At 64.2% G+C, this 11,741-nt stretch carries 9 protein-coding genes and 3 pseudogenes; 6 read left to right on the top strand and 6 right to left on the bottom strand.

Annotated features, from left to right (window positions below; genetic code table 11):
* On the bottom strand, positions 1 to 709 hold a 709-nt coding region (locus QOC89_RS06850), incomplete at its 3' end, for a tetratricopeptide repeat protein (RefSeq protein WP_323044330.1).
* 10 nt (positions 710 to 719) lie between these two features.
* Positions 720 to 2,969, bottom strand: coding sequence for a TonB-dependent siderophore receptor (locus QOC89_RS06845; protein WP_323044329.1), 2,250 nt, complete (start codon positions 2,967 to 2,969; stop codon positions 720 to 722).
* A 369-nt stretch (positions 2,970 to 3,338) separates the two neighbouring features.
* Here QOC89_RS06845 and QOC89_RS06840 point away from each other — a divergent pair, with 369 nt between their 5' ends.
* Positions 3,339 to 3,680 carry a zinc-binding dehydrogenase gene (locus QOC89_RS06840; protein ID WP_323044333.1) on the top strand — a complete coding sequence of 114 codons (342 nt, stop codon included), beginning with the start codon at positions 3,339 to 3,341 and terminating at the stop codon, positions 3,678 to 3,680.
* 62 nt (positions 3,681 to 3,742) lie between these two features.
* Here QOC89_RS06840 and QOC89_RS06835 read toward each other — a convergent pair whose 3' ends face one another.
* Positions 3,743 to 5,035 (bottom strand): aspartate carbamoyltransferase, encoded by a 1,293-nt coding sequence (locus QOC89_RS06835; protein ID WP_323044328.1) that lies wholly within the window; start codon positions 5,033 to 5,035, stop codon positions 3,743 to 3,745.
* A 164-nt stretch (positions 5,036 to 5,199) separates the two neighbouring features.
* On the opposite strand from QOC89_RS06835, the pseudogene QOC89_RS06830 reads away from it, so the two are divergent.
* The 4 genes and pseudogenes from QOC89_RS06830 to QOC89_RS06815 all read left to right on the top strand — a co-directional run.
* Positions 5,200 to 5,868: pseudogene (locus tag QOC89_RS06830) on the top strand (dihydrodipicolinate synthase family protein); the annotation flags it as partial.
* A 349-nt stretch (positions 5,869 to 6,217) separates the two neighbouring features.
* Positions 6,218 to 7,255 (top strand): M23 family metallopeptidase, encoded by a 1,038-nt coding sequence (locus QOC89_RS06825; RefSeq protein WP_323044327.1) that lies wholly within the window; start codon positions 6,218 to 6,220, stop codon positions 7,253 to 7,255.
* A gap of 70 nt (positions 7,256 to 7,325) precedes the next feature.
* Positions 7,326 to 7,634 carry a hypothetical protein gene (locus tag QOC89_RS06820; RefSeq protein ID WP_323044326.1) on the top strand — a complete coding sequence of 103 codons (309 nt, stop codon included), beginning with the start codon at positions 7,326 to 7,328 and terminating at the stop codon, positions 7,632 to 7,634.
* 66 nt (positions 7,635 to 7,700) lie between these two features.
* On the top strand, positions 7,701 to 8,135 hold the full coding sequence (locus QOC89_RS06815; RefSeq protein ID WP_323044325.1) for a polymer-forming cytoskeletal protein: 435 nt from the start codon (positions 7,701 to 7,703) through the stop codon (positions 8,133 to 8,135).
* A gap of 132 nt (positions 8,136 to 8,267) precedes the next feature.
* On the opposite strand, the gene QOC89_RS06810 is transcribed toward QOC89_RS06815, so the two are convergent.
* The 3 genes and pseudogenes from QOC89_RS06810 to QOC89_RS06800 all read right to left on the bottom strand — a co-directional run bounded on the left by QOC89_RS06810 (position 8,268) and on the right by QOC89_RS06800 (position 11,132).
* Positions 8,268 to 9,074: a hypothetical protein gene (locus tag QOC89_RS06810; protein WP_323044324.1), complete on the bottom strand. Its 807-nt coding sequence runs from the start codon at positions 9,072 to 9,074 to the stop codon at positions 8,268 to 8,270.
* Positions 9,075 to 9,122: 48 nt separating this feature from the next.
* A pseudogene (locus QOC89_RS06805) lies at positions 9,123 to 9,305 on the bottom strand (EAL domain-containing protein); the annotation flags it as partial.
* Between the two features lie 9 nt (positions 9,306 to 9,314).
* A complete protein-coding gene (locus tag QOC89_RS06800) occupies positions 9,315 to 11,132 on the bottom strand; it encodes a diguanylate cyclase (protein ID WP_323044331.1) in 1,818 nt (605 codons plus the stop codon).
* A 467-nt stretch (positions 11,133 to 11,599) separates the two neighbouring features.
* On the opposite strand from QOC89_RS06800, the pseudogene QOC89_RS06795 reads away from it, so the two are divergent.
* A pseudogene (locus QOC89_RS06795) lies at positions 11,600 to 11,741 on the top strand (phosphohydrolase); the annotation flags it as partial.

Genomic DNA, 11,741 nt, shown 5'->3' with positions numbered 1-11,741 from the left:
CACGAAATGCGTCAACCAGCGATACGGCCAGCCATGCCTGCATCTTCGCGACGAACGCGGTGGTCGCCGATTGCGGCACGCGCCGCAACCACGCCAGCGCGACGTCGATCTCGCCGTGCCCGGCCAGCAGCCGCGCATAGTTGAACTGGCCGCGAAAATCGCCGCCCACCGCGGCGCGCCGGTAATAGTCGAGCGCGATGCTTGCGTTGGCATCGACTTCCCAGCCGTCCTCGTAAAAGCTGCCGATAAAATTGATCGATTTCACGTGACCCATGTCGGCGGCGCGCCGGAACCACTGCAGTGCCTGCGCGCGATCGCGCTCCACACCATTGCCGAGCGCCAACGCCGACGCATAGTTGTACATGCCCCAGTCGAGTCCGGCCTGCGCCGCGAGGCGATACCAGTAGACCGCCACGGGCGCGCACGCAGCGGTGCCCCACCCGTGTTCGTAGCATCGGCCCAGCATGTTCATCGCCATTGGATGATCCTGCCGGGCCGCATGCTTGAACCAGCTCAATGCTTCTTCGGCATCGCGCTCCACGCCGTGCCCGTCGAGCAGATACTGGCCATACACCGCCTGCGCTTCGACAATGCCGTTATGCGCGGCCGCCGCTACCCACGCGGCGGCTTTGGCGGGCGGCCCGGCGAGAATCGCGGTGAACTGGTCATGCGACACGCTCGCCAGCGCCTTCAGCGTTACCTGTTCCATCGTGCTGTGTCTAGTAATGCGCGTTGAGCGTCAGGAAGGCGGAACGGCCGGCTGCGATCGACGCGTAGTGCGCGGGATACGCCTGGTCGTAGTACGTACGGTTGAAGAGGTTCTGCACGTTCAGTTGCAGATCGACATGCTTGTTGATCCGGTACGCCGCCATGCCGTCGAAGCGCCAGTACGACGGCACCGCGCGCAGATTGGCCGGGTCGCCGTACACCTGCGACATGTAGAAGGCGCCGCCGCCGATCGTGAACTTCGGCAACACGTCGTAATTGGTCCACAGGCTGATGCTGTTCTTCGGCGTATTCGGGAACTGATGGCCGTTATCCGACGTGGTCTTGCCGTTGTCGCGCAACTCGCTCTTCATGTACGTGTAGCCGCCGAACACTTGCCACTTGTTCGTCAACTGACCGGCCACGCCGAATTCGAAACCTTGCACACGCTTGTTGCCGACCATCGCGTATTCGTTGTTCGGCAGCGTGACGCGGGCGTTGGTCGTGTCGATCTGGAACAGCGCGCCCGTCAGCGAGAGCGTGTTGTTCAGCACGTTCCACTTGGTGCCGAGTTCGACGCTGCGATTCTTTTCCGGCGAAAGCTGGTCCGCGTTCGCGCCGACTCCGCCGCGGCCCGGGATCAGCGATTGCATTTCGCTGCCCTGGCCGAGCAGGGCACCCGCCGGCGTCGACGAAGTCGCGATCGACGCATAGATGCTGCCGTTCGAGGCCGGCTTGAAGACGAGGCCGAGCTGGTAGTTGAACAGCGTGTCGTCCCGCGACACGCCCTTGCCGCCATTGGCCACCGTATTGCGGAAATCGGTCGAATAATCGTCGACGCGCAAGCCGACGTTGGCCTGCCAGCGTTGGGTGAATTCGATCGTATCGAACGCGTAGAGCGATTTGGTGGTGGTGCGCTGCTGGCTCGGGTCATGGGCAAGTTTCACCGAGCCGGCCCACGGGTCATTCGGATTCGGCGACCACAGACTCGTGCAGTTATAGCCCGACGCCGCGCCGATGCCCTTGGTGTTGCAGATCGCGCCGGTGGCCGCGGCCACGGCGTACGAATCGTTCACGCTGGTTTCGCGCGACAGTTCGAGACCGGTGGTGAAACTGTGCTTCAGAAAACCCGTCCTGAACTCGCCGAACAGTTCAGTCTGGTTCGCGAGACTATAGACGTCGCTCGCACGCGTATTCGCGCGGCGCCACACCATGCCGTTGACGACATTGCCCTGGCTGTCGTCCGGCTGCGTCCAGATGTAGTCCTGGGTGGACTTCGTATAACGCGTGGTGTTGCGGATCGTCAGGTCGCTGTTGAGGTCGTGCTCGATGCGCACGGTGCCGACGTCCGAGGTCGTCTTGCGGAAGTCGCGGTCGATCAGGCCGTAAAAGTTGTGGCGGTCCACCTTGGCCGGATAGATCGTGTCGACGTTGGCCGGTTTGTTGGTGGTCGTGTAGAAGTACGGAATACCGCTGTCGGGCAGGTCGTCGGTCGAGAGGTGGTAGTAGCTCGCGGTGACGCGGGTCGGCGTGCCGAGGCCGTACGTGAACGACGGCGCGATGCCCCAGCGCTCGTTGTTGACCGCATCGCGGCCGGGCACGTCGTTGTTGTGGCTCATCACGTTCAGGCGGAACGCCGCGTGATCGGCCATCTGCCAGTTGCCGTCGGCCGTGAAGCGGCGGTAGCGGTCGGAGCCGAGTCCCGCGCTGCCGTCCGCGGAATTGCCCAGATGCGGGGTCTTCGTGATCAGGTTGATGCTGCCGCCCGCGCCGCCGCGGCCGCCGTAGGCGCCGTCCGACCCCTTGGTCACTTCCACGCTTTCGATGTTGAACACTTCGCGGGTGGTCGCGCCGATGTCGCGCATGCCGTCGACGAAGGTGCTGCCCTGCGCGTCATAGCCGCGAATGAAGGGGCGGTCGCCGAGCGGATTGCCGCCTTCGCCGGCACCGAAGGTGATGCCGGGCACGGTGCGCAGCGCTTCGGTCAGCGTCGAGGCGCCGGTACTCCGAATCAACTCCTGCGGAATCACGGTCACCGACTTCGGCGTATCGACCAGCGGTGCCGTGAATTTGACCGACGCCGAGTGGTCGGTCTTGAAGCCGTCGTCTCCCTGGCCTTGCACGGCGATCGGCGCGAACTGGTTTTCCCTGTCCGGCGGCGCGGTGCCGGCCGTGCCCTGCGCGAGGGCAGGGCCGGCCGCCAGCATGCTGCATAGCGTGGTGCTGATTTTGCCGAGCTTCGGTTCGTCGGACCGCAACTTCATTTTTATCCCCGTCGTTGAGTGTTGGTGTTCCGGTGGTCCGGGACGGTTGGCTAACGCGTTCCTTACCCGGACATTCCATGTTTATTACAAAGTGTTTTCGGCGTGCATTCTATGCAATCTGCTTGTAATTGAGAAGCGTTCTCATCACAAAATCTCGGCGCACGGAGTCGAGGGCGCGAGCAGCCGTATGGAATTGACGGGTTGATCGGTGAAGATGGGAGAAGAAGTCGTGGGTTTAACCGCCGCATGGCCGCGGCGATGGGTTTGCATTGCGTCGCTCGTGCGGCGTTTTTGAGGCGTCGTGGTAACGTTTCGGGCCGGTCAACGCGTGGCGGTGAATCCGTACTGGATCGCCGATGAAACCGTCCGATTCGCACCGCGAGCGGTGGCGGCGCGGACCTCGCGTTCGACATGGTCGGGCAGGCCGCCGACGCGAACGCCACCCTTGCCGCATTACGGAGCCTGCGCCGCGACGGGCGCCTCGTGCTGATGGGCAGCATGCAGGTGGATTTGCCGATTCCCTACGGTGAGATGTTGCTGAACAACTGGGCGTCGATTGGCCACTTCATGTACACGCGTGCGGACTACCTCGCGCTGGTTTCGCTCGCGACGTTCGGGCAGATTCCGCTCGAGGCGCGGCCTGCAGCGTCGATTGCCGCTTCGAGCTGGGCGAACGGCCAGGACTTCAGGGTACTGAAGATGGATAGCTGAATACCAAAGCGGCCTTGCGTGTGAAATCGCAAGGCCGCATTTTTCAATTATCAGAATCCTGGTCAATCGATGCCGTGAAACACCGCATCGTCCGGACCAAGATAGGCGGGCGGGCGCCACGCGGCGTCGCGCATCGAATGCTGGACCAGTTTTTCGACACCCAGCAGCACCGCGAAAATCGCCATCCGCACCGGAATGCCGTTATCGGTTTGGCGGAAAATCGCGAGACGCGAATCATGGTTCAGATCGACGCTCAGATCGTTCGCGCCCGGCCGGCTGTCGCGCGGCAGAGGGTGCATGATCAGCGTGTCGGCGCCGCATACGCTGTCCATCAGCGCCTGATTGATCTGGAAGTCCGGCGTATAGCCTTCGAACGATTCGTCGGTGAAGCGCTCTTTCTGGATGCGTGTGGCGTACACCACGTCGGCGCCGCGCAGCCCGGCGGGCAGATCGTGGGTCTGCTCGATCACGTGATCGTTACGCGAGATCTGCTCGATGATGTAGCTCGGCATTTCGAGCATGGGCGGCGAGATCAGCGTGAACTTGATGCCGCGATACAGCGCCAGCAGCTTGACCAGCGAATGCACCGTGCGGCCATATTTCAGATCGCCGACCAGCGCGATGTGCGCACCGTCGACGATCTTGCCCAGCCGCGAAAACTCGCGCTGGATCGTGTACAGGTCGAGCAGCGCCTGGCTCGGATGCTCACCCGGGCCGTCGCCGCCGTTGATCACCGGCACGTTGGTGGCGCGCGCGAATTCGGCCACCGAGCCTTGCTCCGGATGGCGGATCACCAGCGCATCCACGTAGCCGCTCATCACGCGGCTGGTGTCGTAGATCGACTCACCCTTTGCCATCGACGAAAACGTGAAGCCGGTGGTGTCGCACACCGAGCCGCCGAGCCGGCAGAATGCCGCGCCGAAGCTCACGCGGGTGCGGGTGCTGGCTTCGAAGAACAGATTGCCGAGTACCGCGCCTTCCAGCACGCGGGAAATCTTCCGGCGGCGTGCGATCGGCTGCATGATGTCGGCGACGCGAAACAGCGCCTCGACGGAATCGCGCGAGAACTGATCGACCGACAGCAGTTGCGGCTTGCCTTCAAACAACATCTGGCTTGCGAGCGATTGCGAGTCTACGCTTTGCGTATACTTCTCGCCCGGCTCACCGTGGACGGCGATTTCCGACACGAAACGCTCGACAATCTCGGGCATCGCCCGCGATTCCTGCGAATCGTCCGGCAGCAACCAGGTGTCGAGCGCCCGGCGCGATACACCGATGCGGCTCGCGAACGTGTCGCGGGTCATGTTCATGCGACGCATCGCATCTCGTAGGAAAGCTTGTTGCGGGACGCTCATGCAGGCACCTTTGGGAAGTGGGTCGCGCACTCGTCATGTACGCGGTGCGTATATTAGTTTCCCTGTCGCAGAAGTCAAGCAATTTTGCGCGGGTTTTGCAAACCCCGCTTTGCAAACCCCGCCGCCCGCTGCGGAACGCATGCTCACGCGCTGCCGGTGCTGGTGGGGTGTCGGGCAATCACACGGCAAGCATGCGCGAGCGCATCGAGCAATTGAACGCACTGCCGACAGCCGGTGTGCTGATGGCCGCGCCGTACTACATCCGGCCCTCGCAAGCGGGCATCGTCGGGCATTTCACGGCGCTTGCCGATGCGAGCGACAAGCCCGTCGTGCTATACGACATTCCCTATCGAACCGGCGTGCGGCTCGAACTCGACACGCTCCTGACGCTTGCCGCGCATCCGCGGATTCAGGCTGTGAAGGACTGCGCCGGCTCGCTCGACACCACGCTTGCGCTGATCCGCGACGGCCGCTTGCAGGTGCTCGCCGGCGAAGACATCAATATTTTCAACACCTTATGTCTGGGCGGAAGCGGGGCGATCGCGGCCTCGGCGCATGTGCGGCCCGAGCAGTTCGTCGCGCTGTATCGCGCGCTATCGGCGGGGCGGCTCGACGAAGGACGGCGCATTTTTCAGGAACTCGCGCCGCTGATCCAGGCGCTGTTCACCGAACCGAATCCGGCGCCGGTGAAGGCGCTGCTCGCCGCGCTTGGTCTGATACGCGACGAGTTGCGTATGCCGATGACGCGCGCCGGCGGTGCGCTGGTCGAGCGGCTCAGAGCGCTGGAGGGGCTCGACCGGAAAGAGCCTTACGTGACTGCAGAGCCGGTGTGAATACGGATTCGCTGAGGGCGGCCGCTGCGTAGTTCGGCAACTGGCGCATCCGGCTTAGGTGACCTGGCATCGCGCACCGTCCTCGGTATTTGAGATGATGGTTCGTGATGCCAGGCGATAATCGGCGCCCTTTGTCCACTCTCTCCACCGGTATGTTGTCCGGTTGATGCCGCATGCAGTTAGTCTCGTCCGCCGATCTCCCGTCCCGCTTTAGCGCACTCAATATGGTTGGCGCGTTCAGCGCTTTCAACACGCCGAACACGCCGAACACGCTGACCATGCCGAACGTACGTCGTGCCGCGCCTGTGAAACCGCGCTCCCGCCGCCTGGCGCGCGCCGGGAGCCGCTGATGTCTTCCGTGTTTCGCGCCGGGCGTCAGCTTTCCAGCGGCTCGATCAGCTTCGTCACACGCCGTACCGCGCTGACCATCGCGGTAAGCATCGCATGCGGCGCGGCGGCGCTCGCGCTCGCCGCGGGCATCGCGATCGGCATGCACTGGCCGGCGCACAGTGGCTCCAACGACCAGACGACGAGCCGTGTCGAGCACGACTATGCGATCGATCAACTTGGCAAGCTGAACGCGTCCGTGGCGCAGATCGAACCGCGCATCGAGCGCCTGACGATGCAGGTCGGCGCGTTGCGCAACTTCGAAGCACGTCTGAATACACCGCGGCCGGCGCCGCGCGCAGCCGCCACGCCGGGCGCAGCTTCGGAACCTGACCCATCCGCCACCGACAGCGAAGGCGAGGGCGGTCCCTCCCTGCCGCCGCGTCGCTGTACAGATGTCATGCCGCCAGCCCTCGAATACATAAAACCTGAAAGCCGGGAGGATTTGTCCGCCGGACAGCCGGAGGCGTCGCGCGCTTCGCCCGTTCATGCCGATGCCGGGCGCACCCGGCAACAACTGGATTGCATCGCCGCGACGCTGTCCGCGCTCGAGCAGCAAGCCGCCGGCCACGCAGTCGCGTACGCCGCTTTTCCCGGTCGCATGCCCGCCGACGGCGCCCGCTTTGGCTCGCCGTTCGGCAACCGCACCGATCCGTTCACGCATCGGTTGAGTTTCCATCCGGGCATCGACCTGGTCGCCAGAACCGGTACACCGATTCTGGCGGCGGCGGGCGGCCGGGTGATCTTCGCCGGCGAGAAATCGGGCTATGGCAACGCGGTCGAAATCGATCACGGCAATGGCCTCGTGACCCGTTACGGTCACGCGTCGCGCGTCGTCGTGCGGGTCGGCGATCTGGTGCTGCCGCGCCAGTATGTCGCCGACGTCGGCTCGACCGGCCGCTCCACCGGCCCGCATCTTCATTTCGAAGTGCTGGTCAACGGCGCGCCGGTCGATCCGGCCGCCTACCTCGCGCTATTCGCGCCCACACCTCATGGTTGAACGACGTTTTCTCCGCGATGCCGGCAGTCTGAGCCAGTGCGCCTATACGTTGCAGCCGGCGCGGCCGCTCATGCTTCGCGTGATCCAGTGGGCTGTGGTGTGTGCGCTCGGCGCGGCAGGCGGTGCGGCGGCCACGATGGCCTGGCACGCGCAGCGCTCCGGCACAGCGGTTGATCAATGCAACGCGGCGTCTTCGGATGAGGGCGGCGAACAGACCGAACTCGCCCGTACGCGGCTCGCGCTCGCGCAGGAATCGGCGGCGCGCGCCGCGGTGCAGAAAACCGCGGACGGCGCCGCTGCCGACGCCGCGCGCCTGAACGCCGAAGTGCAGTTTCTCCGCGGCCAGAGCAAGACGAGGCCGCCGGCGTCGCGCCGCTGACCGGCATTCCGGAGCGTCGCCCGGATGGCATCAGGCGACAAACATTTTCATTTCCAAGAGAGACTTATGTTCGGCAAGAAAAAAACCGCGGGCATCCAGCAGACCAAGCTCGCCACCCTTATTGCACACGACGTGCGGATCACGGGCGACCTCCTGTTCAGCGACGGCCTGCGCATGGACGGTCACGTGAAGGGCAACGTGAGCGGCGAGCCGGGTACCCAGACGCTGCTGGTCCTGAGCGACCGCGGCTCGATCGAGGGCAACGTGCATGGCTATGACGTGGTGGTCAACGGCAGGATCGTCGGCGACGTGATCGCCGATCACTTCGTCGAGTTGCAGAGCAATGCGCATGTGACGGGCAACATCTACTACCAGCAGTTGCGGATGGATTGCGGCGCCTCGGTCGACGGCAAGCTCACCAAGCGCGAAGCCGCGCAGGCGATGACGCCGATTCTTGTGTCGGTGGCCGACACGCCACGTGGGGAGCGCAAGGCCGGTTAAGTGGGCTTGCGGTCAGCCGGCCCAGTGCTAAAGGGCAAACGGCAAACGGCAAACGGCAAACGGCAAAGGGCAAAGGGCAAAGGGCAAAGGGCAAAGGGCAAACGGCAAACGGCTAACCCGCCGCGCGCCTCATCAAACAGGCCCCGCCAGCGTCTGGCCTTGCGCGGGGGTGTCGTGGCCGAGCGCATCGCGGTGCGCCCACCGTGCATCGACGATTGCGCGCATTTCCCGCGTTTCGGCGAGACGCTCCAGCGCACCGCGGTCAAGTGTGGCGAGCATGTCGCGTTCGACGATCAGATGGTGCAACGCCAGCACGATCAGGCCGATAGTCAGCAGCAGATCACCCGCAAATACCACTGCGTAAAGCGCCGAGGTGGTGCGGGGGTTGCCATAGAGCAGCGTCATGTTGGCGCGATCGAGTAGCACGAGCACGAGCGGCACGATTGCACTGAGCGTCGCGATGCCGCTGCCCGCCGCCACCAGCACGCGTGCCGGGCCAAGTTGCGGACGACGCCGGCGGACCACTTCATACAGCGTTCCCGCGCGGCACGGCACGAAAAACAGCGCCAGCAGGCCGGCGCGAACCGCCAGCGGCGCATTCCATGCGAGCGTGCCCGCATGCAGCACGCAGAACACGGCAGTGACGACGAGGCCGGCCCGCCACGGTGCCGATGCGCCGAACAGGTCGCGCGTGCCCGCCCAGATCAGCATGCGGCTTTGCAATGCCAGCGTCGCGGTGGCCACCAGCAGCAGATCGCTGTTCCAGATCGCGTGCAACGCAAAGCAGGCCGTGGCGGCGGCAAGCAGATAAAAGGCAACGGCCCACAAGCGGAATGCGCCGACCTGCGCAAACACGCGCGCAAGCGCCGTCGTGATCAGCGCGCTGCAGACAAACGTGATCAGCCATACCGTTGTGAACGTCGCTACGTCAATTTTCATGAAGTCTCCAGCAGCCAATCGGTCGGTTCCTGCTTATCGGTAAAACGAGGCCACCTGCATCGCCACGGTCTCGGTGATCTCGAACATGGTCTGCTCGCATTGCACGCCTTCGGCTTTCACGATCTCGAGCATCGTCGCGACGAGGTTGGGTTGCGACAACTGGCGTGGCGACAGGTTGATCGCGACTCTCATCGGCGGCAGGTGTTGCTCGGTCCAGCGGCGAATCTGCTGGGCGCCGAACTAGTCGCCATAAACCTCGATCCGGTTGCGGCCGCGCTCTTTTGCCCGATACATTGCCTTGTCGCCACGAGACAGCGATTGATAGGCGCCGACATCGGCCGCGTGCATCGTGTCGACGCCGACGCTGACGGTCAGCACGATGGGCTCGGCGCGGCACAGCAAGGGGGTTCGCGAGGTCCGCTGCTGGACGCGCCGCGCAAGCGCGATGGCCGCGTCGGTATCGGTGTCCGGCAGCACCATCGCGAACTCCTCGCCGCCAAGGCGCCCGACGATATCGCTGGCCCGCACTTCGGCACGCAAGATCTCGGCGAAATGACTGAGCGCACGATCGCCGACCTCGTGTCCCCAGCGGTCGTTGAGCGCCTTGAAGTTGTCCAGATCGAACATCAGCACGGCGGCGACGCGACTGTCAGCGCGCCGCACGCGCGACAATTCCGCCTCGCTTCGCATCATGAAGTGGCGGCGATTGGGCAACTGGGTCAGGAAATCGATGGTTGCCGATTCCTGCAGCTCGGCCTCGATGTGCTTGCGCTCGGTCACGTCCGTGATGAAGCCGTGCCACAGCGTGCTGCCGTCGGCCAGCTGTTGCGGCCGGGCATCGCCCTGTCGCCAGCGCAGGCCTTGGCGCGGCAGTTGCACGCGATATTCGAGGTGCCACGGCGACAGGCTGGTCGCCGATTCCTCGATCGACTGCCGGTACGCGGCCAGATCGCGCGCATCAATCAGCGCGTCGACTGTCTGCGCGCTCGTCGTGGCCTGCTGTGGCGTCAGCTCGTAGATGTCGCGGATTCCGTCGCTTGCATAGGGGAAGAACGCGCGCCCATCGGGCATCAGCCGGTATTGGAAGACGAGGCCCGGCACCTCGTCCGTCAGGTTCGTGATCAGCTCGACGGACTGCTGCAGCCGCGCGGCCATCTCCCGCAACGCAGTAATGTCGGTCGTCGTACCGACCATGCGTAGCGCACGCCCCTCGCTGTCGCGGTTGACCACTTTGCCCCGGCTGCAGATCCATTTGTAGCTACCGTCTTTGCAACGGATCCGGTGCTCGACCGCGTAGCTGTCGGTTCTGGATTCAAAGTGGGCCTGCATCGTCGCCGCGACGTCCGCGAGGTCGTCCGGGTGCAAGCGCAGATAGGCGTCTTCGATCCGGTTGCTGAGCTCATGCTCCTCGTAGCCGAGCATCGCCTTCCAGGCAGGCGAATACTCGATTTCGCCGGTGACGACATTACGGTCCCAGACGCCGGTCCCGCTGCCGGCAAGGGCCAGCGTCATGAGTTCCGCGCCGGCCTCAAGTTCTTTCACGCGGTCCTGCAGCGTCGAGAGCGCTTGCGCGTGTTCGAGGCGGTGCGCGATCAACCCGGCGAATTCACGAAGGAACGCCCGTTGAGCGGCATCGAGGCCACGGGGCAAATCGTCCAGCAGGCACAGCGCGCCCAGATGGAGGCCGGCGGCGCTTGTCAGGGCACAGGCGGTGTAAAAGCGCGGCCCTCGCGGCGCGACGCCGCGCGCATTGCCGCAAAAGCGCGCGTCGACCCATGTATCCGGCACGACGACCAGCCCGTCGGTCACCGTGTCTGCTTGCAACGATGGCCCCGATAGGTCCGGAGGCAGGACATCGGGCAAAACGCCGTCGACCGCTTTAAGCCGCTGTCCATGAGCGTCGGACAACATGACCAGGGCGGTTGCGACGCCGAAATGAGCCCGCGCGAGTCTTGTCAACGCCTGGCATTCCGTGTCAGCCGGCGGTGGTGCGACATCGCCGCCAGCGGGGGCGGCAGACGGCACGCCGTCTTGGTCGGAATAAGTGCAAACCAGCATAGGGATGAAGACGTTTCCGTGACGGGCCGCAAGTCGCACCAGGCACCTGTATAACGGCACCGAATTCCGTGAGTTTAGGGAAGATGACTTACTGCGGGCGCTTTCCGGCGTGTTTTCGCGCAGGATTGACCGGGCGCTGAAGCCTGGCCAATGCGATCAGTGGCGGGCGCAGGCCCGGACGGACCTCAGCCGGAAGGCACGGCAGGATATCCCGCACGCTTGGCAGACTTCAGCGTTTCGTTCCAGTTGTCGCACACCGGTTGTTTGCCCATTATTGATTCCCATGGACACGCCGCTGGTTACGCGCTGATCGGATGCATTGCACTCCGTAAATTGTGTTTCGCGGACGGGCAGTTGAGCGGATGTCTACATCAATCGCTTCGATAGGTGTCAGGAATTCAGCGACGATTGCCGAACCCTGGAAGCACGCATACGCGCCACCCACTTGCCAACTGAGGAACCGGAAAATGACCACCACGATTGCAGGCATCAAGATCCCCGACAGCGCAATTGCGCGCGCGGCCACCCAACTGGTACGCGATACCGAAACCGATCTCTTGTACAACCATTCCCGCCGGGTATTCCTGTTCGGCGCGCTGAGCGGCGAGC

It is taken from the genome of Paraburkholderia sp., assembly GCF_034668105.1.
Taxonomy (GTDB): Bacteria; Pseudomonadota; Gammaproteobacteria; order Burkholderiales; family Burkholderiaceae; genus Paraburkholderia.
The sequence above is the reverse complement of the archived record's forward strand: the minus strand, read 5'-3'. Positions and strand labels throughout refer to the sequence as shown.

What these genes read in the sequence shown, in the direction of transcription:
- QOC89_RS06845 (WP_323044329.1), bottom strand. Translation starts at nt 2,969, where the DNA reads ATGAAGTTGCGGTCCGACGAACCGAAGCTCGGCAAAATCAGCACCACG.
- QOC89_RS06835 (WP_323044328.1), bottom strand. Translation starts at nt 5,035, where the DNA reads ATGAGCGTCCCGCAACAAGCTTTCCTACGAGATGCGATGCGTCGCATG.
- QOC89_RS06825 (WP_323044327.1), top strand. Translation starts at nt 6,218, where the DNA reads ATGTCTTCCGTGTTTCGCGCCGGGCGTCAGCTTTCCAGCGGCTCGATC.
- QOC89_RS06820 (WP_323044326.1), top strand. Translation starts at nt 7,326, where the DNA reads ATGCTTCGCGTGATCCAGTGGGCTGTGGTGTGTGCGCTCGGCGCGGCA.
- QOC89_RS06815 (WP_323044325.1), top strand. Translation starts at nt 7,701, where the DNA reads ATGTTCGGCAAGAAAAAAACCGCGGGCATCCAGCAGACCAAGCTCGCC.
- QOC89_RS06810 (WP_323044324.1), bottom strand. Translation starts at nt 9,074, where the DNA reads ATGAAAATTGACGTAGCGACGTTCACAACGGTATGGCTGATCACGTTT.
- QOC89_RS06800 (WP_323044331.1), bottom strand. Translation starts at nt 11,132, where the DNA reads ATGCTGGTTTGCACTTATTCCGACCAAGACGGCGTGCCGTCTGCCGCC.